Origin of the sequence: Paraburkholderia sp. BR14312, assembly GCF_040948675.1 — a bacterium.
Classification (GTDB): domain Bacteria; phylum Pseudomonadota; class Gammaproteobacteria; order Burkholderiales; family Burkholderiaceae; genus Paraburkholderia; species Paraburkholderia nodosa_A.
The window spans coordinates 398099-422560 of the sequence record NZ_JBFPKI010000004.1; the positions used below are offsets into that span (position 1 = coordinate 398099).

A 24462-nucleotide genomic window follows, 5' to 3' on the forward strand; every position below is an offset into this window, starting at 1 on the left:
ACAGAACGGCCCGAAGCATAACTGGAGGTGCGCGCACCCGTCTTGTTCAATCCTGCAGCGTGCGCCCGATATTCGGGTCGGAGGCGGGCCATGCCCGCACGGCTCGCACCGGCAGGGTCGGAGCATGGAAATAATCCCGAAAACGGCGCTAAGCTACTGTTAGCGCTGATGATTTCCAGGGCGCTATCGCGTATAATCTGCTTTTGCGCCTATAGGATTTGCCATGCGTCTGATCCAGAAAGCACTCACGTTCGATGACGTGCTCCTCGTCCCCGCCTTTTCCGACGTTCTCCCGCGCGACACCAGCCTGAAGACCCGGCTGACCCGCAATATCTCCCTGAACATTCCGCTCGTGTCGGCCGCTATGGATACCGTCACGGAGGGCCGTCTGGCAATCGCCATGGCGCAGCAGGGGGGTGTCGGCATCGTTCACAAGAACCTCACGCCGGCCGAGCAGGCGCGCGAGGTCGCGAAGGTGAAGCGCTTCGAGTCGGGCGTCGTGCGCGATCCGATCACGGTTCCGCCGCAAATGAAGGTCGCCGACGTCATCGCGCTCTCGCAGCAGCATGGCATTTCTGGCTTCCCGGTCGTCGAAGGCGCGCAACTCGTCGGTATCGTCACGAACCGCGACCTGCGTTTCGAAACGCGCCTGGATGAGCCGGTGCGCTCGATCATGACGCCGCGCGAGCGCCTCGTCACCGTCAAGGAAGGCACGCCGCTCGTCGAAGCCAAGGCGCTCATGCACAGCCACCGCCTCGAGCGCGTGCTGGTCATCAACGACGCATTCGAGCTGCGCGGTCTCATGACCGTCAAGGACATCACCAAGCAGACCGAGCACCCGGCCGCCTGTAAGGACGAGCACGGCAAGCTGCGCGCGGGCGCGGCAGTCGGCGTCGGTCCGGACAACGAAGAGCGTGTCGAGTTGCTGGTGCAAGCCGGCGTGGACGTGATCGTCGTGGATACGGCGCATGGTCACAGCAAGGGCGTGCTCGAGCGCGTTCGCTGGGTCAAGAAGAACTTCCCGCACGTCGAAGTGATCGGCGGCAACATCGCGACGGCCGACGCTGCGCGCGCGCTCGTCGAGTACGGCGCGGACGGCGTGAAGGTCGGCATCGGCCCGGGCTCCATCTGCACGACGCGTATCGTGGCCGGTGTGGGCGTGCCGCAGATCAGCGCGATCTCCAATGTCTCGGAGGCGCTCAAGGGCACGGGCGTGCCGTGCATCGCCGACGGCGGCGTGCGCTACTCGGGCGACGTTTCGAAGGCGCTGGCCGCCGGCGCGAACGCCGTGATGATGGGCAGCATGTTCGCGGGCACCGAAGAGTCGCCGGGCGACGTGTTCCTGTACCAGGGCCGCCAGTACAAGTCGTATCGCGGCATGGGCTCGGTCGGCGCGATGAAGGACGGCGCCGCGGACCGCTACTTCCAGGACAACTCGGCGAACATCGACAAGCTCGTGCCGGAAGGCATCGAAGGCCGTGTCGCCTACAAGGGTCCCATCAACGCCATCCTGTTCCAGCTGATCGGTGGCGTGCGCGCCTCGATGGGTTACTGCGGCTGCCGTACGATCGAAGACCTGCACGCGAAGGCGGAGTTCGTGCAGATTACCGGCGCCGGCCTGCACGAGTCGCACGTGCACGACGTGCAGATCACGAAGGAAGCGCCCAACTATCACGTGGACTAAACCCCGATGAAGCCGCTGCTGCGCGTGCTACTGATTGTCGATGCGTTGACGTTGCTGGGGTTCGGCGTGCTGTTCGTTCTCACGCCCTGGACTCTCGTCTACGACGCGTTGCAACTGGTGCAAACGCAGCCGGCGCTCGTTGGGCAGGCGTTTGGCGTGGTGCTGCTGGGTTTCGCGTGGCTCGCGCTGCGCGCGGCCTTCCACGGGGAGATGACACTGCCTGTGGGCCGCACCGTGGGGCACGTCAACTGGATTGCCGGCGTGCTGATGCTGGTCTGGCTGATCGGACTGCGTGCGCCGCGGCTCACGGGTTTTGGCCAGTTGGTGGCAGGTGCGGTTGGGGTGTGGCTGATCGTCCTCGGCCTCGGCGGCGTCCGGCTCGCGGGCGCGGTGCGCAAGCGCCAGAAGGGGCAGGCGAGCGGCAGTTCCGCGCAGCAGCGCAAGGTGGAGAAGGCCCAGCCCGAACGGCGCGAAGAGCCGGTGTCGTACGCGAAGCCGGGCTTTATGCGAACGATGGCGTGGGGCGGTGCACAAGGGGCAAAACGGCCCGCAGCGCCGGTCGAACCCGTTGTGGAAGTCCCGACCGTGACGCCCGCGGCCGTTCCGCCGGTTGCGCCCCGTCCATCGCCGGTTACGCCGCCGCCCGCGAGTCCCGCGCAAGCTCGAGAGGCTCGCCAGGCGGCTCGCGACGAGGCGGCCGACGCACCGAGGCCGCCGCTGCGTGGCTGAAGCCACGCGCAAACCCGGCCTCCCAAACAGCAGACGCAGTGCGCCCGAAGCACACCCGAGCTTGCGCCACCCGGTGCCGCCGTAGCGCGGCGCTTGGGTCCTGATGAATTCACGCTGCGCGCATTTGAAGTGTCGCGCGGCTTTCCGTATCCGTTCTTTTTTAGGTCTCGTCCGCAGCCATGCACGACAAAATCCTGATCCTCGACTTCGGCTCGCAAGTCACCCAGCTCATCGCGCGCCGCGTGCGCGAAGCCCACGTTTATTCGGAAATCCATCCGTACGATGTGGATGACGCATTCGTCCGCGAATTCGCGCCAAAGGGCATCATCCTCTCCGGCGGCCCGAACTCGGTCACCGACACCGACACGCCGCGCGCGCCGCAAGCTGTGTTCGAACTGGGCGTGCCGGTTCTCGGCATTTGCTACGGCATGCAGACAATGGCCGAACAGCTCGGTGGCAAGGTCGACGGCGGCCACCTGCGCGAATTCGGCTACGCCGAAGTGCGCGCGCGCAACCACACGAGCTTCCTCGAGGGCATCGAAGACTTCCGCACGAGCGAAGGCCACGGCATGCTCAAGGTGTGGATGAGCCACGGCGACAAGGTCACGGAAATGCCGGCAGGCTTTCAGCTGATGGCGTCGACGGAATCGTGCCCGATCGCGGCCATGGCCGATGAAGCGCGCCACTTCTACGGCCTGCAATGGCACCCGGAAGTCACGCACACGGTGCAGGGCCGCGCGATGCTCGAGCGCTTCGTGCTCGGCATCTGCGGCGCGAAGGCCGACTGGGAGATGGGCCACTACATCGACGAAGCCGTCGAGACGATCCGCAGGCAGGTGGGCAACGAGCACGTGATTCTCGGCCTCTCGGGCGGCGTGGATTCGTCGGTCGCGGCGGCGCTGCTGCATCGTGCGATTGGCGACCAGCTGACCTGCGTGTTCGTCGATCACGGCCTGCTGCGTCTGAACGAAGCCGAGCAGGTGATGTCGATGTTCGCCGACAACCTCGGCGTGAAGGTGATCCATGTCGACGCGAGCGAAGCGTTCATGTCGAAGCTCGCCGGCGTGACCGATCCGGAAGCGAAGCGCAAGATCATCGGCGCGGAGTTCGTCGAAGTGTTCCAGACGGAAGCTGGCAAGCTCACCGACGCCAAATGGCTCGCGCAAGGCACGATCTATCCGGACGTCATCGAGTCGGCCGGCAAGGGCAAGAAGGCCGCGCACACGATCAAGAGCCACCACAACGTGGGCGGCCTGCCGGAAACGCTCAACCTCAAGCTGCTCGAACCGCTGCGTGAACTCTTCAAGGACGAAGTGCGCGAACTGGGTGTGAAGCTCGGCCTGCCGCACGAAATGGTCTATCGCCATCCGTTCCCGGGCCCTGGCCTCGGCGTGCGTATTCTCGGCGAAGTGAAGCGCGATTTTGCGGATCTGCTGCGCCGCGCGGATGCGATCTTCATCGAGACGCTGCGTAACACGATCGACAGGGAAACCGGCAAGTCGTGGTACGAGCTCACGAGCCAGGCGTTCGCCGTGTTTCTGCCGGTGAAGAGCGTGGGCGTGATGGGCGATGGCCGCACGTACGAGTATGTCGTTGCGCTGCGCGCGGTGCAGACGCTCGACTTCATGACGGCGCACTGGGCGCACCTGCCGCACGAGTTGCTGGGCCACGTGTCGAACCGCATCATCAATGAAGTGCGCGGCATCAACCGTGTGGTGTACGACATCTCGGGCAAGCCGCCCGCGACGATCGAGTGGGAGTGACGTTCTCCCGCTAGCCTGCAGGCGAAGCAAAGAACCCGCGTTCGGCACGTTGTGCCGGCGCGGGTTTTTTGCTTCCGGCGCTCAATGCTTCAGGCACGTATCCGCGTTCTTCCAGGTGCAAACGTCGAGACCCGTGTGAACGATCGGCTTCACCGTCTTTCCTTCGGCGAGGTCGCGCATCACCATCGCCGCCTGATAGCCCATTTCCTCAGGCCGCTGCCCGACCAGCGCATTGACCTTGTGGTCCTTGAGGGCCTGCAGCTCCGGCCCGAGCGTATCGGCTGAAACGATCACGAACTGGCCGCTGTTGATCTTGTCCATGATCGGCGCGACGACCTGCGAATACGCCTCGGGTGCGAAGAGCGGCCAGCCGCCCTCGAACACGAACGCCTGGAGCGTGCTGGCGTTCGCGGTGAGCGTGTCCTGCATCATCTGATTCGCTTTCGCGGCATCGTCGTTCACGTAGAGCGGGCAGGCGCTGATCTCGTGCCAGTTGTTTTCGCCCGCCAGCTTCTTGATGCCTTTCTTGCCCGAGAGCACGTCGCGTGTGCCCTGGGCGCGCTGGTTGATGTTCTCGGCCGCGGGGTTGCCCATCACGAGGCAGATGTTGCCGCCCTTGGGCATCAGCGACTTCAGTTGCTCGCCGAGCTTCACGCCCAGCTCGTAGTTGTCGGTGCCCACATACGCCTTGCGCAAAGACTGGTCCTTCGGCAGCAGATCGGCGTCCGCGGTGATGATCGGGATCTTGGCGTTGCGGCGGCGGATCACCTCGGCAATGGCCGGCGCGTTCGACGGCGAAATGGCAATCGCCGCGACGCCCTTGGTCAGCAGGTCGTCGACGATCTGCACTTCGGCGCTTTCATCCGCCGCTGTCGCGGGGCCCGTGTAGTAGCAGTTATAGCCCTGTTTGCTGAGCTCCTTGTTGGCCCGGTCGCAGCCCTGGTGCATGAGGTCGAAGTACGGATTGTCGAGGCCCTTCACGACCAGCGCGAGGGTCTTGTCGGCTGCGTAGGCGGAAGAGGCCAGCATCGCGAGCCCTCCGATCGCAGCGAGATACTTCCACGCTTTCTTCATGGTTTCCTCCTGTTCGGCGCCGGTTGTACGGCGCGCGTGTCTCGTACAGTTTTCGTCATCGGAAGGGAAAGCCCGCGCCCGTGCCTTGGGCTTTCTGCGGAACCGCGCGCAACGAGTCGCGCTTCTTGTGATGGCTGACGGCCGGCGGTTCCGCGTGCAGTCCGGCCGCGCCTCCCTGAATTCCGTTCAGTCGTTTTGCCGCTCGCCGCCCAGCCGGTTGAACAGCACGGCGATGATGATGAAGCCGCCCACGACGGTACCCTGCCAGAACGAATCGACGCCGAGCAGGATCAGGCTGTTGCGGATCACTTCGATGAGCGCGGCGCCGACGATCGTGCCGAACGCGCTGCCCACGCCGCCCGCGAGATTGGTGCCGCCGATCACGGTGGCGGCGATCACGCGTAGTTCGTCGCCGGTGCCGAGGCCTGTGGTCACCGCGCCGAGCCAGCCGACTTCGAGAATGGCGGCGACGCCTGCCATCAGGCCGCCCAGCACATAGACCGAGCAGATGACGCGCCGTACCGGCACGCCTGTGAGATTGGCCGCATGACGGTTGCCGCCGACCGCGAAAACATAGCGGCCCCAGCGCGTGAAGGCGAAGGCGAACCAGAACAGCAGGCCGAGGACGATCAGAAACCACACGGGATTGGCCACGCCGAGCGTTTTGCCGCCGCCGAGCAGGAGTAACTTGTGCCCGTCGGGTCCGAATTCGAAGATAGTCCGGCTTCCGGAGATCACGAGCGCGAGGCTGCGGCCCACGCTCAGCATGCCGAGCGTCACGACGAACGGCTGCATGTTGAGATAGGCGATGAGCAGGCCGTTCACGAGGCCGACCACTCCCGCGGTGAGCAGGCCGAGGCCGATGCCGGCCCAGATCGGGTAGCCCGCGTTCATCGTGACGGAAAGCACGATGCCGCTCAGGCCGATCGTCGAGCCGACCGAAATGTCGATCCCGCCTGTAATGATGATGGCCATCATCCCCAGCGCGACGATGGCGACAAAGGCGAAGTTGCGCGTGACGTTGAAGAGGTTTTGCTGCGTGGCGAACGTCGAGGTGACGAACGAGAGCAGGAGGCAGGCTGCGAGCGTCGCGAGCACCACCCAGAACACCTGGCTCGCGAGCAGTCCGCTCCAGCGGGTGTGGGTCTTCGCGGATTGGGGATCGTCAAGCAGTGTCGGCATCGGATTCGGCCTTTGCGGCGCATCGTTCAATTCCGGGTCTCCTGTCGGCCGCACTTAGCGCTTCAGCGCTTAGTGCGGCCCCATGCAAAGCGGTCGGCACGCACTTAGCGCTTCAGCGCTTAGTGCGGCCCCATGCAAAGCGGTCGGCGCGCACTTAGCGCTTCAGCGCTTAGTGCGGCCCCATGCAACACAATCGCGCGCGGGCCGCTTCAGGCGGCGGCGATGGCTCCGGTGATCAGGCCGGTGACTTCCTCCGGCGAAGAGGCTTCGGTCTGCTTGTCCGCAACCTTGCGCCCGCGCCGCATGACGACCACGCGGTGGGCGACTTCGAAAACGTCAGGCATGCGGTGACTGATGAGAATGACGGCAATGCCGTGTTCGGACAGGCGTTTGATGAGGTCGAGCACCTGCGCGACCTGCCGCACGCTGATCGCGGCGGTGGGTTCGTCCATGAGCACGAGCCGCGCCTCGGACAGTCGCGTGCGCGCAATCGCCACGGCCTGGCGCTGGCCGCCCGACATCTGCCGGACGAGATCGCGCGGGCGCGTTTCGGACTTCAGTTCCTTGAACAGCTCGGCAGCGCGCCGGTACATGGCCGCGTGATCGAGTACGCGAAAGGGCCATATGCCGAGGCGCGGCTCGCGCCCGAGAAAGACGTTGGCCGCCGCGGTGAGGTTGTCGCAGAGCGCGAGGTCCTGATACACGACCTCGATGCCCTTGGCGCGGGCATCCACGGGGCGGCTGAAATGAACGGGCTTGCCGTCGATGAGGACTTCGCCGTGAGAGGGCGGGAAGTTGCCGGCGATGACCTTCACCAGAGTCGATTTTCCGGCCCCGTTGTCGCCCATGAGTCCGACCACCTGGCCGGGTTCCAGGCTCAACGTCACGTCGGTCAGCGCCTGGATGGCGCCGAAGTGCCTGGAAACGCCTCTGAGCTCAAGAAGACTCATGGACTGTCGCGCTCGCGCTTGTGAAGCCGCCCGTCGCCGTGTCCAGGGTGGCCAGGAGACAGGCTAATTAGCATGTTTTTTAGAGCACGATGGGGCTTTTAGCAAGACTATTTCATCAGGCGCTCTTGCGACGCCGCGAGCAGGCCGCTGATGAGATAAAATTGCGTTTTCGCCGAAAACCCCCGCCAGACGGACCTGGCGCGCGCTTGTCTCAGGCTTCCAGCGGCATCGCGCTCGTCCCCTTGAGTTCATCGAGGCAGACGATCGACTGCACGCTGTTCACGCCGGGCGCGCGCATCAGCGTATCGAGCAGGAACTCGGAAAGCGCCTTGAGATCGCGCGCCACCACCTTCAGAACGTAGTCGATATCGCCAGTCACGGAGTAGCACTCCTGCACCTGCGGCAACGTCGCGACGAGTTCCTTGAACTTGACGAGCTCGCGCATGTGCCCGCGCTCCATCGTTACCTGAATGAAGGCGACCACGCCGAAGCCGAGCGCCTGCGCGTCGAGGCGCGTCTCGTAGCGCCGGATCACGCCGAGCTCCTCGAGCCGCCGGTGACGCCTGAGTGTCTGCGCGGGCGAGAGCTTGATCGCGGCCGCGAGTTCGAGGTTCGAAGCGCGTCCGCGCTCCTGCAGTGCGGCGAGAAGCCGCATGTCGATCGTATCGAGCGCGAGATTTTGCATTTATCTTGCGTGAGATGGGTTTGAGGCGAGAGGGAATTGTATCAATCAGGGTTTGCCTGCGTACGAGATGAAATCATATTTTTCCGCGTCAACTATACACTGGGCGCACCCGATCGGGCTGGCGGCCAATACCACCAAGCCCGGCAGCGCGCCGATGCAGAAGGTTGTGTGCGCAATTTTATTTCGTGGAGCGGAGCCGGCGTCCTACCCGGATGCTTCGGCCCTGCGCACATAAGTCGGAGACAGGACGAGACATGGTTTCAAACGACACGCGTGAAAATCGCGGCCAGCTAAAACGCGGCCTCAAGAATCGCCACATCCAGCTCATTGCGCTGGGCGGGGCGATCGGCACGGGCCTGTTCCTCGGCATTGCGCAGACGATTCAGACCGCCGGCCCCTCGGTGCTGCTCGGCTACGGCGTCGCCGGCATCATTGCGTTCTTCATCATGCGGCAACTGGGCGAGATGGTCGTGGACGAGCCCGTCGCCGGTTCGTTCAGCTATTTCGCAGACAAGTATTTCGGCCCGTTCGCGGGCTTTCTCTCCGGCTGGAACTACTGGGTGCTCTACGTGCTCGTGAGCATGGCCGAGCTTTCGGCGGTCGGCATCTACATGCATTACTGGTGGCCGACGCTGCCCACGTGGGTCTCGGCGCTGGTGTTCTTCGTCGTGATCAACGGCATCAACCTCACGAGCGTCAAGTCGTATGGCGAACTCGAGTTCTGGTTCGCCATCATCAAGGTGCTCGCGATCGTCGGCATGATCGCCTTCGGCGGCTGGCTGCTGTTCTCGGGCTCGGCCGGTCCCGAGGCAAGCGTGTCGAACCTCTGGCGCAACGGCGGTTTCTTCCCGCACGGCGTCTCGGGTCTCGTCATGGCCATGGCGGTCGTGATGTTCTCGTTCGGCGGGCTGGAGCTGGTCGGCATCACCGCGGCAGAGGCCGATGATCCCTCGCACAGCATTCCGCGCGCGACGAATCAGGTGATCTACCGCATCCTGATTTTCTACATCGGCGCGCTCGGCGTGCTGCTCTCGCTCTACCCCTGGCAAAAGGTCGTGGCCGGCGGCAGCCCCTTCGTGCTGATCTTCCACGCGATGAACAGCGACCTCGTGGCCAACGTGCTGAACCTCGTCGTGCTGACGGCGGCGCTCTCGGTCTACAACAGCGGCGTGTACTGCAACAGCCGCATGCTCTACGGTCTCGCGCAGCAAGGCAATGCGCCGAAGGCGCTGCTCAAGGTGAGCCGGCGCGGCATTCCGCTGGCGGCGCTCGGCGTGTCGGCGTTCGTCACGGCCGCCTGCGTGATCATCAACTACTTCATGCCGGGCAAGGCGTTCGAACTGCTGATGGGGCTCGTCGTGTCCGCGCTCATCATCAACTGGGCGATGATCAGCCTGATTCACCTGAAGTTCCGCCGCGAGAAGGCGCGTACCGGTCAGACGACCACGTTCCGCAGCCTCGGTTATCCGCTGACGAATTACGTGTGTCTCGCGTTCCTCGGCGGCATTCTCGTTGTAATGTATCTGATCCCGGATCTGCGCATTTCCGTGTACCTGATTCCGGTCTGGCTGGGCGTGCTTGGGCTCGCCTACCGCCTGTGGTGCCGCAAGTCGGTGCCGGCGCTGCAACGCGGCGTGCCGGCTCCGTAAGCGCTGATATTCGTCCCGAATTTCGTCCAGAGAGTTAAACAGCATGTTCGAACACATCGATGCCTATCCCGGCGACCCGATCCTCTCGCTCAACGAGAATTTCCAGAAGGACCCGCGTCAGAACAAGGTCAATCTGAGCATTGGCATCTACTTCGATGACGAAGGCCGTCTGCCCGTCATGAAGGCCGTTCACGCGGCCGAGGCGGCGATTCTCGAGGAGCCGGGTCCGAAGCCGTATCTGCCGATGGCCGGTTTCGCGCAGTATCGCGACGCTGTGCAGGCACTGGTGTTCGGCGCCGACTGCCCGTCGCGCGCGGCCGGCCGCATCGCGACCGTGCAGACGCTGGGCGGCTCGGGCGCGCTCAAGGTGGGCGCCGATTTCATCAAGCGCTACTTTGCGACCAGCCAGGTGTGGGTGAGCGATCCGACGTGGGAGAACCACCGTTTCATCTTCGAGCGCGCGGGCTTCACGGTGAACACGTACCCGTACTACGACGAGGTGACGGGCGGCCTGAAGTTCGAGGCGATGCTCTCGGCCATCGACGCGCTGCCGGCGAAGAGCGTCGTGCTGCTGCACGCGTGCTGCCATAACCCGACGGGCGTCGACCTGGATCGCGCGCAATGGGAGCAAGTGATCGACGTGCTGCAAAAGCGCGACCTGCTGCCGTTCGTCGATATGGCGTATCAGGGCTTCGGCGCGGGCCTCGAGGACGACGCGTTCGCCGTGCGCGAGCTTGCGCGCCGTGGCGTGCCGGCGCTCGTGGCGAATTCGTTCTCGAAGAACTTCTCGCTTTACGGCGAGCGTTGCGGCGGGCTGCACGTGATCTGCGAAGACGCGGCGGCCGCCGACCGCGTGCTCGGCCAGCTCACGGGCTCGGTGCGCGCGAACTACAGCAATCCGCCGACGCACGGCGCGAAGATCGTCACGCGCGTGCTGGGCACGCCGGAGCTGAAGGCGTCGTGGGAGCAGGAGCTGGCGGCGATGTGCGAGCGCATTGCGCGCATGCGCGTGGCGATCCACGACGGCCTGCGCTCGCATGCGAGCGAAGCGGCGCTCGCTCGCTACGTGAAGCAGCGCGGCATGTTCACGTACACGGGCTTGAGCGAGAAGCAGGTCGAGCGCCTGAAAGAAGAATTCGCCGTGTACATCCTGCGCTCGGGCCGTATGTGCGTGGCAGGCCTGAACGAGAAGAACGTGAGCGTGGTGGTCGACGCGGTCGGCAAGGTGATGAAGGATTAAGGGCAGGGCGGGGCGGAATGCCCCGATATCTTTTTTGCGCCGCTGGCGTGCCGGTATGTGCCGGACGCTCCAGCGGCGTTTTTGCATCCAGCCCTTGGAACGGCTGCCTCAGCCGGCTGCCATCAGGCGATTCCAGATTGCGTCGCCCGCGTCTTTTCATTCGCATCAAACCGTCGGTCTGTCAAGCTGCAGGGGGTAGATGGCACACATGCCGGCCGCGCACGGTCTTCCAGGTCTCACCCTGATAGAATGCGTGAGCCGCAACGTAGTGGATTGCTGATGAAATTGCTTGATGCCCTCGTCGAACAACGGATTGCCGCCGCGGCCGCGCGCGGTGACTTCGACGACCTGCCCGGCGCCGGTGCGCCGCAGACGCTCGACGACGACCTGCTCGTGCCCGAAGAAGTGCGCATAGCCCACCGCATCCTGAAGAACGCGGGCTTCGTGCCGCCCGCAGTCGAACAGCTGCGGGCCTTGCGCGACCTCGAGGACGAGCTCGCCACGGTGGGCGACAAGGCCGTGCAGTGTCGTCTGCGCGCGCGCATGCTGGCGCTCGACATGGCGCTCGAATCGTTGCGCGGCGGACCGATGGTCGTGCCGCACGAATATCGCCGCCGCATCGCGGAGCGTTTGTCCGAACGCGCAGCGGGCGAGCCCGGCCTCCCGGGGCTCCCGGCGGGGGCGGCGTGACGGGCAGTCCCGTCCAGCCAGACGCCCCCGGCGGCGAACGCGAAGAGGCGCACCCGGTGGTCACTTCGCCCGCTGGATCGGTTCCCGCCGATCCGCTCGTGACGGCGTCCACACCCGCGCCTCAATCCGACGTCCAGCTCAATCCCGTCTCCGAGCGCGACCGGCATTTCATGCGCCTCGCACAGGCCGCCGCCGAAGAGGCGCGCGCCGCCGGCGAAGTGCCCGTGGGCGCGGTGCTCGTGCGTGGCGACGAAGTGATCGCCTCGGGCTTCAACCACCCGATCGGCGCGCACGATCCCTCCGCGCACGCCGAAATGGCGGCCTTGCGCGCGGGCGCGCACGCGCTGGGTAACTACCGCTTGCCGGGCTGCGAACTCTATGTGACCCTTGAACCGTGCCTGATGTGTGCCGGCGCGATCATGCACGCGCGCATCGCACGTGTGGTGTTCGGCGCACATGATCCGAAAACCGGCGCGTGCGGCAGCGTGGTCGACGCCTTCGCCAACGAGCAGCTCAATCATCACACGAGCGTGTCCGCAGGCGTGCTGGCGGACGAGTGCGGCGAGGCGCTGCGCGCGTTCTTCGCCGATCGGCGCCGCGCGAGCCGGGAAGCGCGCCGCAAGGCTCGGGAACAGGCTGAGCAGGCGCAGGGAGGGACTGGCGTAGCCGGTCCGGACGGACCCGCGGGTTGAATCTCACGGTTGAAGCGAATTCGACATGACCATTCATCGCACCATCGAGCTGGTGGCTCCGTCCGGTTATCCGCATGATGCGGAAGCGGTGCACCGAGCGCTTGTCCGGTTGCGGGCGCAGGGCCATCACGTCAACGGCGTGCAGGCGACCGAGCGGCGCTATCAGCGTTTTGCCGGCACGGATGGCCAGCGCGCGGCCGAACTGAATCGCCTCGCCGACCCATCGCGCGACCTGCCGGACATCGTACTCGCCGTACGTGGCGGCTATGGCGCGGTGCGCATCCTGCACGGTCTCGATTACGACGGTCTGCAGCGGCGTTTGACGGATCAGCCCATTGCGTTCGTGGGGCATAGCGATTTCACCGCCATCCAGCTCGCGCTGCTCGCGCGCGCCGGGCTCACGACGTTCGGCGGCCCGATGCTCTGCAGCGACTTCGGCGCCGAGAGTCTCAGCAGCTTCACGATGCATCACTTCTGGGGCGCGCTCTCGAAACCGAACTACACGCTCAAGGTGAACGCGCCGCAGGCCCAGTCGACGAGTGTTTCGGGCACGCTCTGGGGCGGCAATCTGGCCGTGCTGACTTCGCTGATCGGCACGCCTTATCTGCCGCCGGTCGAGGGCGGCATCCTGTTCGTCGAAGACGTGAACGAGCAGCCGTTCCGCATCGAGCGCATGATTTATCAGTTGCATCTGACCGGCATCCTTGCTCGCCAGCAAGCCCTGGTGCTGGGCGACTTCACGGGCCACAAGCAGTTCGATTACGACAATGGCTACGATCTGCGCGAAATGGTTGAGCAGGTGCGCGCCGTGGTTGGCATTCCGGTGGTCACGGGCCTGCCGTTCGGCCATATTCCGGATATGGTCACGTTGCCGATGGGCGCACCTGCGCAGTTGACCACCACCGCGCACGGTTTCGAACTGACCGTGAGCGGGTATCCGCACCTGAGTTGATTTCGCACCGACATGGAAGCGCTTTCGGGCGCTTTTTTTCAGGGGGTCTTATGCAACTAACGGTCAGTCACAAGCGGCATCTGACAATGTTCACGCCAACGCTTCGTCTCTAAATTGTTGACAAAAAATACGCCCGGATTGGGGCAACAAATCACCATGCGGGTGCTGAATTCCCCGCAGTGGAGCGCCTTTCACCGATACGAGGCACGTTGCAGTCGGTGCGCACGTGGGGATCTTCCCCAGGTTCGCCAACATAATTGTTGACAATATTTATGTCCAACCTAGGATACCCAGCATAGAGACACGAGCCATGCGAAAGACCGATATCGACGCCGAAGCAACCGGCATGAAGCCCGAGGCGATCGCCGCGCGAATCCGCGCAGCGATTCTCGAGCACCGGCTGCCGCCCGGCGCGAAGTTGACCGAAGCACAGTTGTGCGAAGTATTCGGCGTGAAGCGCGGCCCGATCCGCCAGGCGCTCGCGCTGCTCGCGAAGGACCACCTCGTGGATCTGGAGCCCAATCGTGGCGCGTTCGTCGCAAGCCCGTCGCTCCAGGAAGTGCACGAGGTGTTCGAGATGCGACGGATCATCGAACTGGCAGTAGTGGGGCGCATTTGCAGCGCGCAGCACGGCAACCGCCGGTTGAAGACCATCGGCGAGACGATCCGGCGCGAGCGCAAGGCCTTCGAAGGGCGCGACTTCCCGACGTGGATCCGGCTTTCGGGCGAGTTCCATACGTCGCTGGCCACGCTCACCGGCAATACGGTGCTGTGTGACTGTCTTAACGGGCTCGTGGCGCGCTCCACGCTGATTTCGGCGCTCTACGAATCGCCGGGACGCAGTCCGTGTTCGTTCGACGATCACGAGGCGATTCTCGCGGCACTCGAGGCCGGAGACGAGAAAGCGGCCGTCGAGCTCATGGTCCGCCATTTACAGGGTGTCGAGCTCAGGATGCTCGACCGGCCGGGAGGCGCCTCGGTCGACTTGCAGGAAGTGTTCAGTGCGCGCGAGGCGACCACGCTTGCACGCTGATACGCATGCGAAGCGGCACTAAAACGGATTGCAGTAAAGGATTGCAGTAAAGCGCGACAGCCCGCTTCGACAGGTGGCTGCCGCGGCTGAAAAGGATGGAGTGGGGCGCATGCAATGCATGCGTACGGCAAGAACAGGCACAGCGTTACAGGGCGCCACCAGACGGCGACCGGCGCAGTGCCCGAGAAGGCCAGACCATTCGGGGATATCGCGGCGGCCGCGTCCAGCGGCGGTACGCACGCGTTTCGAGGCGTTCAGGCGTCTTTTTTCCGTCGGCATATCCATCCAAGGAGCGGATCATGGCTCAATTCAGCGCGTCACCTGGCAGTCCGGCAGTGCCCAACTTCGAATCTGGCGAAAGCAGCGAGTCCGCAGACAATCTGCGCTTGCCGGCCGGCTACAGCGAGCGGCTCTACAACCACGACCTGGCTCCCCTCAAGGAGCAGACCTGGGGCGCGTACAACATCTTCGCGTTCTGGATGTCCGACGTGCATAGCGTCGGCGGCTATGTGTTCGCGGGGAGCCTCTTCGCGCTCGGCCTCACGAGCTGGCAAGTGCTCGTCGCGCTGATCGTCGGCATCTCCATCGTCAATGTGCTCTGCAACTTGATCGCGCGGCCGAGCCAGCGTCACGGCGTGCCGTACCCGGTGGCATGTCGCGGCACCTTCGGCGTGCTCGGCGCCAACATTCCCGCCGTGATTCGCGGCCTCATCGCCGTGGCGTGGTACGGCATCCAGACCTATCTCGCTTCGAGCGCGCTCGTGATCGTCGTGCTCAAGTTCGTACCGCAACTCATGCCTTATGCCGACGTGCACAAGCACGGCTTGCTCGGGCTTTCCGCGATCGGCTGGGCCGGTTTCATGACGCTCTGGGTGCTGCAGGCCCTCGTATTCTGGAACGGCATGGAGACCATCAAGAAGTTCATCGACTTCGCGGGGCCGGCTGTTTATGTCGTGATGTTCGCGCTCGCGGGCTACATGGTGTATCGCGCGGGTTGGCACAACATCGGTTTGAATCTCGGCGGCGTGAAGTATCACGGTACCGAAGTGATTCCCGTGATGATCACGGCGATCTCGCTCGTGGTGTCGTATTTCTCGGGGCCGATGCTCAATTTCGGCGACTTCTCGCGCTACGGCAAGTCGCTCAAGAGCGTGCACAAGGGCAACTTCTGGGGGCTGCCGGTCAACTTCCTCGCCTTCTCTCTCGTCACGGTCATCACGACGTCGGCAACGCTGCCTGTGTTCGGAGAACTGATTACCGATCCCGTCGAAACGGTCGGCCGCATCGATCATCCGACCGCGGTGATTCTCGGCGCGCTCACGTTCACGATCGCGACTATCGGCATCAACATCGTCGCGAACTTCGTTTCGCCCGCGTTCGATTTTTCCAACGTCGCGCCGCGGCTCATCAGCTGGCGTGCGGGTGGCATGCTCGCCGCCGTGGCCTCGATCTTCATCACGCCGTGGAATCTCTTCAACAACCCGGCCGTGATTCACTACACGCTCGACATACTCGGCGCCTTCATCGGGCCTTTGTATGGTGTGCTGATCATCGACTTTTATCTCGTGAAGCGCGGTCGTCTTGCCGTGGATGATCTCTACACGGTGTCGCCGAACGGGGCGTACTGGTATCGCAACGGCGTGAACTGGCGCGCGGTGTCGGCCTTGCTGCCCGCCGCCGTGATCGCGATTCTCTGCGTGATGGTGCCTTCGCTCGGCGGCGCGGCGAACTTCTCGTGGTTCATCGGTGCCGCACTCGGCGCGTTGTTCTACCGTGCGCTCACGATGGGCGAACGTGCTCGCGCGAACGCATGAGCTGCGCGTAAAACCAGGCATCGACGAAGGAATCGAAATGCGCATCAAACTGATCAATCCGAACACTACGCAGCGTATGACCGCCGCGATGGAGCAGTGCGCGCGCGCCGTGATCGCACCGGGCACGGAGGTGGTGGCGGTGAGCCCGACGATGGGCCCGCCGTCGATCGAAGGCTATTACGACGAGGCGCTCGCCACCCCTGGCCTGCTCGCCGAAGTGGAGGCGGGCGAGCGCGAAGGCTTCGACGGCTACGTGATCGCGTGCTTTGGCGACCCGGGCTTGTACGCGGCGCGCGAGTTGGCGCGCGGGCCCGTCGTGGGCATCGCGGAAGCCGCGATGCATGCGGCGAGCGTGCTCGCGCCGGGCTTCTCGGTCGTGACGACGCTCTCGCGCACGCGCGCCATGGCCTGGCATCTCGCCGAGCGTTACGGCATGACGCGTTTTTGCCGCAACGTGCGCGCGATCGACGTGGCTGTGCTCGAACTCGATGAACCGGGGTCGGCCGCGCGCCGCGCGATCGTCGACGAGTGCCGCCGTGCGCTCGAAGAAGACGGTGCGGACGCGATCGTGCTCGGTTGCGCGGGCATGACGAGCCTGTGCGCGCAGGTGGAAGACGCGCTCGGCGTGCCGGTGGTCGACGGCGTGACGGCCGCCGTGAAGTGGGTCGAGGCGCTCGTCGCACTGCGCCTCACGACCGCCAAGCGCGGCGACTTCGCGCGCCCGCTAGCCAAGCGCTATGACGGCGAATTCGCGCGTTTCAGCCCGGCCAACCCCGCCCCGGCCACGGAAACGCCGCCGCCCGTGCGGCCGCTGCGTTACGGGTAAACGCGCAGCGCGCGCAAGCGGAGGTGGCCACCCGGATCACGTCGTATCGGGCGGCCACATACACCTCGCTTGACCCGTACTATCTGAGCGTGCGTATGGGCGCGTCCAGGTGATTTCGCTACACTGGTCCGGTCCTGTGAGCAGGTTGCGCGGACCGTCCGCGAGGCCCTGCAATGCAGCGCCAGCGGCCGCTTCACGGTGCCTCGCCGTCGTGCGGATATTGCGTTTCATTCTCTCTATTCGATTGATTCGACCAGCATGCCACTCGATCCCCAATATCCCCGCGATCTGATCGGTTATGGCCGGTATCCGGTGCAGGCCAACTGGCCCGGCCAGGCGCGCGTCGCGGTGCAGTTCGTGCTCAACTACGAAGAGGGCGGCGAAAACTGCGTGCTGCACGGCGACCCCGGCTCCGAGCAGTTCCTCTCCGAAATCGTGGGCGCCGCGGCCTATCCCGCGCGCCATATGAGCATGGAGTCGATCTACGAATATGGCTCGCGCGCGGGCGTGTGGCGCATCCTGCGCGAATTCGAAAAGCGCGGCCTGCCGCTCACCGTGTTCGGTGTGGGCATGGCGATCGAGCGTCATCCCGAAGTCGCGCGTGCGTTCGTCGAGTTGGGCCACGAGATCGCGTGCCATGGGTATCGCTGGATTCACTACCAGGACGTCTCGCCCGCCAAGGAAGCCGAGCATATGAAGCTCGGCATGGAAGCGATCGAGCGTGTGACGGGTGTGCGCCCGCTCGGCTGGTACACGGGACGCGACAGCCCGAACACGCATCGCCTCGTGGCCGAGTATGGCGGCTTCCTCTACGACTCCGATTACTACGGCGACGACCTGCCGTTCTGGATGGACGTGGAGGTCACGGGCGGCACGTCGGTGCCGCAACTGATCGTGCCTTACACGCTCGACACCAACGACATGCGCTTCGCGTCGCCCCAGGGCTTCAACACGGCGGACCACTTCTTCACCTATTTGCGCGACGCATTCGACGTGCTCTACGAAGAAGGCGACGAAGCGCCGAAGATGCTCTCGATCGGCATGCACTGCCGGCTGCTCGGGCGCCCCGGGCGTTTTCGCGCGCTGCAGCGCTTTCTCGATCACATCGAGAAACACGAGCGCGTGTGGGTCACGCGCCGCGTGGACATCGCGCGCCACTGGCGCGAGCATCATCCCTATCAACCGCAGCAGAACGACCACCGCGGGGCCGCCGCATGAAGGCAATGCACTACACCCTCGAACAGCTGAATCAAGCCTCGGTCGACGCCTTCGTGGCGGCACTTTCGGGCATCTTCGAGCACTCGCCCTGGGTCGCCGCTGCGGCCGCGCAGCAACGCCCGTTTGCGAGCATCGACGCGCTGCATAGCGCCATGTCGCAGGCCGTGGAAACCTCGGGCGAGACGCAGCAGCTCGCGCTCATCAACGCCCACCCGGAACTTGCGGGCAAGGCCGCCGTGCGTGGCGAGCTGACCGCCGAATCCACGCGCGAGCAAAGCGGCGCGGGTCTGAACCAGTGCACGCAGGAAGAGTTCGACAAGCTGCTGGCGCTCAACGGCGCGTATCGCGAGAAGTTCGGATTCCCATTCATTCTCGCGGTGCGCGGCTATGACCGCCACGGCATCATCGCGAATTTCGAGGCGCGCGTGAACAACAGCCGCGCCGATGAAATGCGCGCGAGCCTCGACCAGATTTACCGCATTGCGCGCTTCAGGCTGGACGAACTGATCGACGCGTAACGTGGCGACGCGCCCCCCGGCTTCTCGCGGAAGGGGTGCAGCGCCGTTTTGATCTACAGAAAAGACAAGAAGGAAGACAACGATGGCACTCCCGACTCTCGATCCCAACGCCCCCGATTTCACGCGCCGCTTCGTGAATCTCGCGGACCCGCGCCTGGGCGCGCAGGCGCTCGAGGCGAGCGACGACTTCTTCGCGCCGAAGGATCGCATGCTCAATCCGGAGCCGGCCGTCTTTATTCCGGGCAAGTACGACGAACACGGCAAGTGGATGGACGGCTGGGAAACGCGCCGCAAGCGCACGAGCGGCTATGACTGGTGCATCGTGAAGCTCGCACGCCCCGGCGTCATCAAGGGCCTCGATATCGACACGAGCCACTTCACGGGCAACTACCCGCCGGCGGCATCGGTGGAGGGCGCGTACGTGGCCGATGGCGCACCCACGGCCACGACACAATGGACGGAGATCGTTCCTTCGACCTCGTTGAACGGCAATAGCCACCATTACGTGGAAGTGTCGAGCGACAAGCCGTACACGCACCTGCGCGTGAATATCTATCCCGATGGCGGCATCGCGCGTCTGCGCGTGTACGGCCAGCCGCAGGTGGACTGGGCGGGCGCGAGCCGTACCGAACTGTTCGACCTGGCCGCGATGGAAAACGGTGCGTACCTCGTTAGCGCGAACAACCAGCACTTTGGCATGGCCTCTACGCTGCTCATGCCGGGCCGCGGCGTGAACATGGGCGACGGCTGGGAAACGCGCCGCCGCCGGGAGCCGGGCAACGACTGGGCGATCATTGCGCTCGCACAGCCGGGCATCATCAGGAAGATCGAAGTCGATACGGCGCACTTCAAGGGCAACTATCCCGATCGCTGCTCGTTCCAGGCCGCGCGCGTGGTGGGCGGCACGGACAGCTCGCTCGTGACCCAGGCCATGTTCTGGCCGGTGCTGCTCGGCGAGCAGAAGCTGCAGATGGACAAGCAGCACTACTACGAAAGCGAACTCGCGGCGCTTGGCGCGGTTACGCACGTGCGCTTCAACATCATCCCGGACGGCGGCGTGTCGCGTGTACGCCTCTGGGGCACGCTCGCCTGATACGCTGACGAGGCCATCATGAGTGAAACAAGGACGACGCTGACTATCGAGCCGCTCACGCCCGAGGCGTTCGCGCCCTTCGGCGACGTGATCGAACTCGCGGGTGCGAAGCAGATTCCGATCAATCTAGGGACGACCATCCGCTTTCACGATCTCGCGAAAGTGGATGTGACCGACGAGGGCGGCCGCACGCTCGTGAATCTCTTTCGCGGGCAGCCGCGCGAGTTGCCGTTCGAAGTGAAGATGCTCGAACGGCATCCGCTGGGCAGTCAGGCATTCGTGCCGCTCAACGACAAGCCGTATCTCGTGGTGGTCGCACCGGCGGGCGATCTGGATGTCACCCGGGTTCGCGCGTTCGTTTCGCGCGGCTGGCAGGGCGTGAATTATGCGAAGGGCGTTTGGCATCACCCGCTGATTGCGTTGGGCGAGGTGAGCGATTTCATCGTCGTCGACCGCGGTGGAGACGGGCTCAATCTCAACGAGCAGGATCTGCCTGAGTCGTTCTGGTTGACGGAAGAAGCGATGAAGGCGGCGATGCGCTAATTCGCGGAATTACCAGGCAGTCCGTATCAGCAGGAGAAAGCCACGTCCGAGACGTGGCTTTTTTTCGTTTTGCGGATGAAGGCGCGGTGAAACGTGGCGAGTCATGCATGGCTGTGTGAGACGCTTCAATACGTCGATTGGATCAGGTGGCGAGGGTCGTTGGCATACTCGCTCTGTATGCTCAGCGGCGCCCGACTGCGTGATGCGCCTGCCGTCGCCAGCCCGAATGGTTCGCAGCCCAACGCGCAACCCCCTCAGCAACGACCGTACCAAAGGCAAAAGGACCCGAAGCGCGTCGCGCCTCGGGTCCTTCCAGTCACATCTCACGTAGCGCGAGGCAAACCACTCGCGCTGCCAACTACATCATTGCTTCGCACCGCCCTGGAACCAGGTGGCGATCTTCTGCCGCTCGTCGTCGGTCATGTGAGTGACGTTGCCAAGCGGCATCGCCTTGAGCGTCACAGCCTGCTGATAGAGCCGCTGCGCGTTCTGCGAAATCTCGTCGGGCGTATCGAGCATCACGCCGGCCGGCGCTGCGCCCATCAACGTCGGGTGCGCCGAGTGACAGGCCGCACAACGTTGCTGCAGGATAGGCTGAATGTCGGAAACCTTCAGCGACGGTGCGTTCGCGGCTTCGGCCTGAGGCACGACCGGGCGCGGCAGCGTCCACACCAGCGCGACGAACATCAGGGCCACGCCGCCGATCGGCAGATACCAGAGCTGCTGGCCACGGTGACGCATCACGAAGAACTGGCGAATCAGTGCGCCGGCCAGCATGATCACCACGAGCACGGCCCAGTTATAGGCGTGGGCGTAGGTCATGGCGTAGTGGTTCGACAGCATCGCGAACACCACGGGCAGCGTGAAATACGTGTTGTGCACCGAGCGCTGCTTGCCGCGCTTGCCGTAGATCGGGTTCGGCACTTCGCCCTTGAGCATCGCGGCAACCATCTTGCGCTGGCCCGGAATGATGACGAAGAACACGTTGGCCGACATGATCGTCGCTAGCATCGCGCCCATGATGAGGTACGCGGCACGGCCCGAGAAGATGTGGCAGGCGAGGTAGGCGGCGATCACGACATAGAGGCCTACGCATACGCCCAGCAGCTTGTCCTTTGTGCCAAGCACGCGGCACAGCGAGTCATAGACGATCCAGCCGGCGGCGAGGAAGCCGAGCGCGGAGAAGATCGCGACGACAGGACCCATGTCGAGCACGTTCTTGTCGATCAGATACGTGTTCGGCGCCATGAGATACAGCACCGTGAAGAGCGACGCGCCCGAGAGCCACGTGGTGTACGACGGCCACTTCGACCAGTGAAGGTCATCGGGCATTTCGGGCGGCGCCACGGTGTACTTCTGCATGTTGTAGAAGCCGCCGCCGTGCACGTGCCACAGCTCGCCGAACACGCCGCGACGGCGCTGGTTCGGGTCCGTGGGCGGTTTGAGGCTGTTGTCGAGCGCGACGAAATAGAACGACTCGCCAATCCAGGCGATCGCCGCGATGACGTGGAACCAGCGCAGTGCGAGGTTCAGCCAATCGGTAATAAAGCCTTCCATGAAACGTCTCCAGTCCTGATGCATTGCGCGCGCGTCTGAACGCACGTGCTAACTGCGGGGTATGAGCGCGCCGCGTAGCGTTGGGGCCGCAGAGTGACCCATGCGCGCTGCCGCGCTGCCATTGTTTTTTGTATGTCCTCGGGCTTGATGAGTCGGGCTGGAAGATCGCCCGGAATGCCCTACGAGTTCGTGTTGCGGTGGCCGCCCAATTGATGCTCAGCTGCCCCGATAGGTGCTGTACGACCACGGCGAAACGAGTAGCGGCACGTGGTAGTGCGAGCCCGCGTCGGCGATGCCGAAGCGCAGCACCACGCGGTCGACGAAGCGCGGCTCGGGCACTTTCGTGCCGAGAGCGGCGAAATAGTCGCCGGCGTGGAACACGAGTTCGTATTCGCCTTTGGTGAGCGCAACGCCCTCGAGCAGCGGCGCGTCGCAGCGGCCGTCGTCATTGGTGGTCACGGTCTTGAGCGCGCGGCGCGCGTCGCCCGAGAGCGCAAAGAGCTCGACCTTGATGCCCGCGCCGGGACGGCCGTTCGCGGTGTCGAGCACGTGGGTAGTCAGCTTGCCCATTCGCAGTTTTCCTTGTGAGTGCCTGGTGCGATTGCGAGGTTTCAGCGGCAGCTCTCGATCCCATGCATGATGCATTGCGGCGGATCGAGGCTCCACATCAGTGGCTACATACCCGTCGGCGGATCGAAGCGAGCGCCGTGAACGCATTTTAAGAACGATCGCACCCGGCGCGCGCGCGCGATAGGAAAGATAAAGCGACACGCATGAGGGTGAGCCCTGGGACTGCCTGGATGCTGTCGCTCATTGCGCCCCGGATTCGCGCGTCCCTTGTTAGCATCGTAGCGACGCCAAAAATCGACCTTTATATGCGTGGCGTAAATTTGGGTATCGCAGCGGCGCGAATTGCCACGACTATTTTGGTTGCGGATCGTATAGGCCATGCGCAGCGCGTGCTGCGCGTCCCGAAGACGGCGGTGGACGCCGGGTAACCGGGCCAGCGGCGTCCTCGTCGGGACGCGTCGGCACCGGGCGCCTGGGCGACCGGCGAGGTCGGCGGGTGAGGCGAGGGCGTCTGGTTCACGTGCCGTGCGCGAGTCCGAACGAAAAGCCAGGGCTCGTGGCGGCACGACAACGGAGCGAACAAGGACGATGGAACCCACTCTCGCACAGCGGCAAAACCCGCAAGACCCGCAAAAGCCCGGCAAGACATTGCTGGTGAAAAACGCCGACATGCTGGTGACGATGGACGGCGCGCGTCGCGAGATTCGCGGCGGCGGGCTCTACGTCGAAGGCAACCGCATCGTCGCGGTCGGCCCGACGGCCGACCTGCCCGCCACGGCCGACGAGGTGATCGACGCCAGCGGCCACCTCGTGACGCCGGGGCTCGTCAACACACACCACCACATGTACCAGAGCCTCACGCGCGCCGTGCCCGCCGCGCAGGACGCCGAACTGTTCGGCTGGCTCACCAGCCTCTACAAGGTATGGGCGAACCTCACGCCCGAGATGATCGAGGTCTCGACGCTCACCGCGATGGCGGAGCTGCTGCTCTCGGGTTGCACGACGTCCAGCGATCATCTGTACATCTATCCGAACGGCAGCAGCCTCGACGACAGCATCCGCGCGGCGCAGCGCATCGGCATGCGCTTTCATGCAAGTCGCGGCAGCATGAGCGTCGGCCAGAAGGACGGCGGCTTGCCGCCCGATTCCGTGGTCGAGCGCGAGGACGCGATTCTCGCCGACACGCAGCGCCTCATCGAGACGTATCACGACGAGGGCCGGTACGCGATGCTGCGCGTCGTCGTGGCGCCGTGCTCGCCGTTTTCGGTGAGCCGCGACCTGATGCGCGAATCGGCGGTGCTCGCACGGCACTACGGCGTGTCGATGCACACGCATCTCGCCGAGAACGCCAACGACATTGCTTACAGCCGCGAAAAGTTCGGTATGACGCCCGCCGAATATGCGGAGGACCTGGGCTGGGTGGGCCGCGACGTCTGGCATGCGCACTGCGTACAGCTCGACGATCATGGCATCGGTTTGTTCGGCCGGACCGGCACCGGCGTCGCGCATTGCCCGTGCTCGAACATGCGGCTCGCCTCCGGCATCGCTCCCGTGAAGAAGATGCGGCTCGCCGGCGTACCGGTCGGGCTCGGCGTGGATGGTTCGGCGTCGAACGACGGCGCGCAGATGGTGGCCGAGGCGCGGCAGGCCATGCTGCTCGCGCGCGTGGGCTTCGGGCCGGATGCCATGACGGCGCGCGAAGCGCTCGAAATCGCGACGCTGGGCGGCGCGCAGGTGCTGGGCCGCGACGACATCGGCGCGCTTGCACCCGGCATGGCGGCGGACTTCGTGGCGTTCGACCTGCGCCAGCCGCTTTTCGCGGGTGCGCTGCACGATCCTGTTGCTGCGCTCGTCTTCTGCGCACCCTCGCAGGTCGCGCTGAGCGTGATCGGCGGGCGCGTGGTCGTGAAGGACGGCGTGTTGCAGACGGTGGAGCTTGGGCCGGTCATCGAGCGGCATAACCGGCTCGCGGCGCAACTCGTGCAGATGGCGCGCTGAGG

Annotated in this window: 23 protein-coding genes; 17 read left to right on the plus strand and 6 right to left on the minus strand. The window is 64.6% G+C overall.

From position 1 onward, the window contains the following. Nucleotides 1-223 precede the first annotated feature (223 nt). The 3 genes from guaB to guaA all read left to right on the plus strand — a co-directional run bounded on the left by guaB (nucleotide 224) and on the right by guaA (nucleotide 4176). Nucleotides 224-1684, plus strand: a complete 1461-nt coding sequence (gene guaB, locus AB3X98_RS13895; RefSeq protein WP_069265633.1) for an IMP dehydrogenase — start codon at nucleotides 224-226, stop codon at nucleotides 1682-1684. Between the two features lie 6 nt (nucleotides 1685-1690). Further along, a complete protein-coding gene (locus AB3X98_RS13900; protein WP_368605418.1) occupies nucleotides 1691-2413 on the plus strand; it encodes a hypothetical protein in 723 nt (240 codons plus the stop codon). Between the two features lie 179 nt (nucleotides 2414-2592). Then, a complete protein-coding gene (guaA, locus tag AB3X98_RS13905; protein WP_368605417.1) occupies nucleotides 2593-4176 on the plus strand; it encodes a glutamine-hydrolyzing GMP synthase in 1584 nt (527 codons plus the stop codon). Nucleotides 4177-4257: 81 nt separating this feature from the next. On the opposite strand, the gene AB3X98_RS13910 is transcribed toward guaA, so the two are convergent. The 4 genes from AB3X98_RS13910 to AB3X98_RS13925 all read right to left on the minus strand — a co-directional run bounded on the left by AB3X98_RS13910 (nucleotide 4258) and on the right by AB3X98_RS13925 (nucleotide 8067). Next, entirely contained in the window at nucleotides 4258-5250 is a 993-nt protein-coding gene (locus AB3X98_RS13910; RefSeq protein WP_368605416.1) for a sugar-binding protein, read from the minus strand. 186 nt (nucleotides 5251-5436) lie between these two features. Then, nucleotides 5437-6432, minus strand: a complete 996-nt coding sequence (locus AB3X98_RS13915) for an ABC transporter permease (RefSeq protein WP_342945823.1) — start codon at nucleotides 6430-6432, stop codon at nucleotides 5437-5439. 209 nt (nucleotides 6433-6641) lie between these two features. Continuing rightward, nucleotides 6642-7382, minus strand: a complete 741-nt coding sequence (locus AB3X98_RS13920) for an ATP-binding cassette domain-containing protein (RefSeq protein WP_069265637.1) — start codon at nucleotides 7380-7382, stop codon at nucleotides 6642-6644. 211 nt (nucleotides 7383-7593) lie between these two features. Then, a complete protein-coding gene (locus tag AB3X98_RS13925; protein WP_069265638.1) occupies nucleotides 7594-8067 on the minus strand; it encodes an Lrp/AsnC family transcriptional regulator in 474 nt (157 codons plus the stop codon). 254 nt (nucleotides 8068-8321) lie between these two features. Here AB3X98_RS13925 and AB3X98_RS13930 point away from each other — a divergent pair, with 254 nt between their 5' ends. The 12 genes from AB3X98_RS13930 (at nucleotide 8322) to AB3X98_RS13985 (ending at nucleotide 20335) form a co-directional block, all read left to right on the plus strand. Further along, nucleotides 8322-9716, plus strand: coding sequence for an amino acid permease (locus AB3X98_RS13930; protein WP_069265639.1), 1395 nt, complete (start codon nucleotides 8322-8324; stop codon nucleotides 9714-9716). A gap of 43 nt (nucleotides 9717-9759) precedes the next feature. Beyond that, on the plus strand, nucleotides 9760-10956 hold the full coding sequence (locus AB3X98_RS13935; protein ID WP_069265640.1) for an amino acid aminotransferase: 1197 nt from the start codon (nucleotides 9760-9762) through the stop codon (nucleotides 10954-10956). A gap of 279 nt (nucleotides 10957-11235) precedes the next feature. Further along, a complete protein-coding gene (locus tag AB3X98_RS13940; RefSeq protein ID WP_069265641.1) occupies nucleotides 11236-11646 on the plus strand; it encodes a DnaJ family domain-containing protein in 411 nt (136 codons plus the stop codon). A gap of 98 nt (nucleotides 11647-11744) precedes the next feature. Then, nucleotides 11745-12338, plus strand: coding sequence for a tRNA adenosine(34) deaminase TadA (gene tadA, locus AB3X98_RS13945; RefSeq protein ID WP_256094790.1), 594 nt, complete (start codon nucleotides 11745-11747; stop codon nucleotides 12336-12338). Nucleotides 12339-12363: 25 nt separating this feature from the next. After that, nucleotides 12364-13290 (plus strand): muramoyltetrapeptide carboxypeptidase, encoded by a 927-nt coding sequence (gene ldcA / locus AB3X98_RS13950; protein ID WP_368605415.1) that lies wholly within the window; start codon nucleotides 12364-12366, stop codon nucleotides 13288-13290. Between the two features lie 310 nt (nucleotides 13291-13600). Then, nucleotides 13601-14323, plus strand: coding sequence for a GntR family transcriptional regulator (locus AB3X98_RS13955; protein ID WP_368605414.1), 723 nt, complete (start codon nucleotides 13601-13603; stop codon nucleotides 14321-14323). A 299-nt stretch (nucleotides 14324-14622) separates the two neighbouring features. Further along, the gene (locus AB3X98_RS13960; RefSeq protein WP_368605413.1) at nucleotides 14623-16137 is read left to right on the plus strand and encodes an NCS1 family nucleobase:cation symporter-1; all 1515 of its coding nucleotides are present in this window, start codon (nucleotides 14623-14625) and stop codon (nucleotides 16135-16137) included. A gap of 37 nt (nucleotides 16138-16174) precedes the next feature. After that, nucleotides 16175-16963, plus strand: a complete 789-nt coding sequence (locus tag AB3X98_RS13965) for an aspartate/glutamate racemase family protein (protein ID WP_368605412.1) — start codon at nucleotides 16175-16177, stop codon at nucleotides 16961-16963. 258 nt (nucleotides 16964-17221) lie between these two features. Next, complete coding sequence (gene puuE / locus AB3X98_RS13970; protein WP_368605411.1) at nucleotides 17222-18181, plus strand: allantoinase PuuE; 960 nt, start codon at nucleotides 17222-17224, stop codon at nucleotides 18179-18181. Beyond that, nucleotides 18178-18699: a 2-oxo-4-hydroxy-4-carboxy-5-ureidoimidazoline decarboxylase gene (gene uraD, locus AB3X98_RS13975; RefSeq protein WP_368605410.1), complete on the plus strand. Its 522-nt coding sequence runs from the start codon at nucleotides 18178-18180 to the stop codon at nucleotides 18697-18699. Before puuE ends, uraD begins: the two co-directional genes overlap by 4 nt. Nucleotides 18700-18781: 82 nt before the next feature. After that, nucleotides 18782-19792, plus strand: coding sequence for an allantoicase (gene alc / locus AB3X98_RS13980; protein WP_368605409.1), 1011 nt, complete (start codon nucleotides 18782-18784; stop codon nucleotides 19790-19792). Between the two features lie 18 nt (nucleotides 19793-19810). After that, nucleotides 19811-20335, plus strand: coding sequence for an ureidoglycolate lyase (locus tag AB3X98_RS13985; protein WP_069265648.1), 525 nt, complete (start codon nucleotides 19811-19813; stop codon nucleotides 20333-20335). A gap of 363 nt (nucleotides 20336-20698) precedes the next feature. On the opposite strand, the gene AB3X98_RS13990 is transcribed toward AB3X98_RS13985, so the two are convergent. Together AB3X98_RS13990 and uraH are read right to left on the minus strand one after the other, a co-directional pair. Then, nucleotides 20699-21892 carry a urate hydroxylase PuuD gene (locus AB3X98_RS13990; RefSeq protein WP_069265649.1) on the minus strand — a complete coding sequence of 398 codons (1194 nt, stop codon included), beginning with the start codon at nucleotides 21890-21892 and terminating at the stop codon, nucleotides 20699-20701. A 216-nt stretch (nucleotides 21893-22108) separates the two neighbouring features. Further along, nucleotides 22109-22462: a hydroxyisourate hydrolase gene (gene uraH, locus AB3X98_RS13995; protein ID WP_368605408.1), complete on the minus strand. Its 354-nt coding sequence runs from the start codon at nucleotides 22460-22462 to the stop codon at nucleotides 22109-22111. A gap of 230 nt (nucleotides 22463-22692) precedes the next feature. Between uraH and AB3X98_RS14000 the strand changes: the two genes are divergently transcribed. Further along, the gene (locus AB3X98_RS14000; protein WP_368605407.1) at nucleotides 22693-22890 is read left to right on the plus strand and encodes a hypothetical protein; all 198 of its coding nucleotides are present in this window, start codon (nucleotides 22693-22695) and stop codon (nucleotides 22888-22890) included. A gap of 160 nt (nucleotides 22891-23050) precedes the next feature. Next, complete coding sequence (locus AB3X98_RS14005) at nucleotides 23051-24460, plus strand: 8-oxoguanine deaminase (protein WP_069265651.1); 1410 nt, start codon at nucleotides 23051-23053, stop codon at nucleotides 24458-24460. The last annotated feature ends 2 nt before the right edge of the window (nucleotides 24461-24462 follow it).

Excerpts from the sequence above, each read along its gene's own strand:
- guaB (WP_069265633.1), top strand. The coding sequence starts at position 224 with ATGCGTCTGATCCAGAAAGCACTCACGTTCGATGACGTGCTCCTCGTC.
- AB3X98_RS13900 (WP_368605418.1), top strand. The coding sequence starts at position 1,691 with ATGAAGCCGCTGCTGCGCGTGCTACTGATTGTCGATGCGTTGACGTTG.
- guaA (WP_368605417.1), top strand. The coding sequence starts at position 2,593 with ATGCACGACAAAATCCTGATCCTCGACTTCGGCTCGCAAGTCACCCAG.
- AB3X98_RS13910 (WP_368605416.1), bottom strand. The coding sequence starts at position 5,250 with ATGAAGAAAGCGTGGAAGTATCTCGCTGCGATCGGAGGGCTCGCGATG.
- AB3X98_RS13915 (WP_342945823.1), bottom strand. The coding sequence starts at position 6,432 with ATGCCGACACTGCTTGACGATCCCCAATCCGCGAAGACCCACACCCGC.
- AB3X98_RS13920 (WP_069265637.1), bottom strand. The coding sequence starts at position 7,382 with ATGAGTCTTCTTGAGCTCAGAGGCGTTTCCAGGCACTTCGGCGCCATC.
- AB3X98_RS13925 (WP_069265638.1), bottom strand. The coding sequence starts at position 8,067 with ATGCAAAATCTCGCGCTCGATACGATCGACATGCGGCTTCTCGCCGCA.
- AB3X98_RS13930 (WP_069265639.1), top strand. The coding sequence starts at position 8,322 with ATGGTTTCAAACGACACGCGTGAAAATCGCGGCCAGCTAAAACGCGGC.
- AB3X98_RS13935 (WP_069265640.1), top strand. The coding sequence starts at position 9,760 with ATGTTCGAACACATCGATGCCTATCCCGGCGACCCGATCCTCTCGCTC.
- AB3X98_RS13940 (WP_069265641.1), top strand. The coding sequence starts at position 11,236 with ATGAAATTGCTTGATGCCCTCGTCGAACAACGGATTGCCGCCGCGGCC.
- ldcA (WP_368605415.1), top strand. The coding sequence starts at position 12,364 with ATGACCATTCATCGCACCATCGAGCTGGTGGCTCCGTCCGGTTATCCG.
- AB3X98_RS13955 (WP_368605414.1), top strand. The coding sequence starts at position 13,601 with ATGCGAAAGACCGATATCGACGCCGAAGCAACCGGCATGAAGCCCGAG.
- AB3X98_RS13960 (WP_368605413.1), top strand. The coding sequence starts at position 14,623 with ATGGCTCAATTCAGCGCGTCACCTGGCAGTCCGGCAGTGCCCAACTTC.
- AB3X98_RS13965 (WP_368605412.1), top strand. The coding sequence starts at position 16,175 with ATGCGCATCAAACTGATCAATCCGAACACTACGCAGCGTATGACCGCC.
- puuE (WP_368605411.1), top strand. The coding sequence starts at position 17,222 with ATGCCACTCGATCCCCAATATCCCCGCGATCTGATCGGTTATGGCCGG.
- uraD (WP_368605410.1), top strand. The coding sequence starts at position 18,178 with ATGAAGGCAATGCACTACACCCTCGAACAGCTGAATCAAGCCTCGGTC.
- alc (WP_368605409.1), top strand. The coding sequence starts at position 18,782 with ATGGCACTCCCGACTCTCGATCCCAACGCCCCCGATTTCACGCGCCGC.
- AB3X98_RS13985 (WP_069265648.1), top strand. The coding sequence starts at position 19,811 with ATGAGTGAAACAAGGACGACGCTGACTATCGAGCCGCTCACGCCCGAG.
- AB3X98_RS13990 (WP_069265649.1), bottom strand. The coding sequence starts at position 21,892 with ATGGAAGGCTTTATTACCGATTGGCTGAACCTCGCACTGCGCTGGTTC.
- uraH (WP_368605408.1), bottom strand. The coding sequence starts at position 22,462 with ATGGGCAAGCTGACTACCCACGTGCTCGACACCGCGAACGGCCGTCCC.
- AB3X98_RS14000 (WP_368605407.1), top strand. The coding sequence starts at position 22,693 with ATGCTGTCGCTCATTGCGCCCCGGATTCGCGCGTCCCTTGTTAGCATC.
- AB3X98_RS14005 (WP_069265651.1), top strand. The coding sequence starts at position 23,051 with ATGGAACCCACTCTCGCACAGCGGCAAAACCCGCAAGACCCGCAAAAG.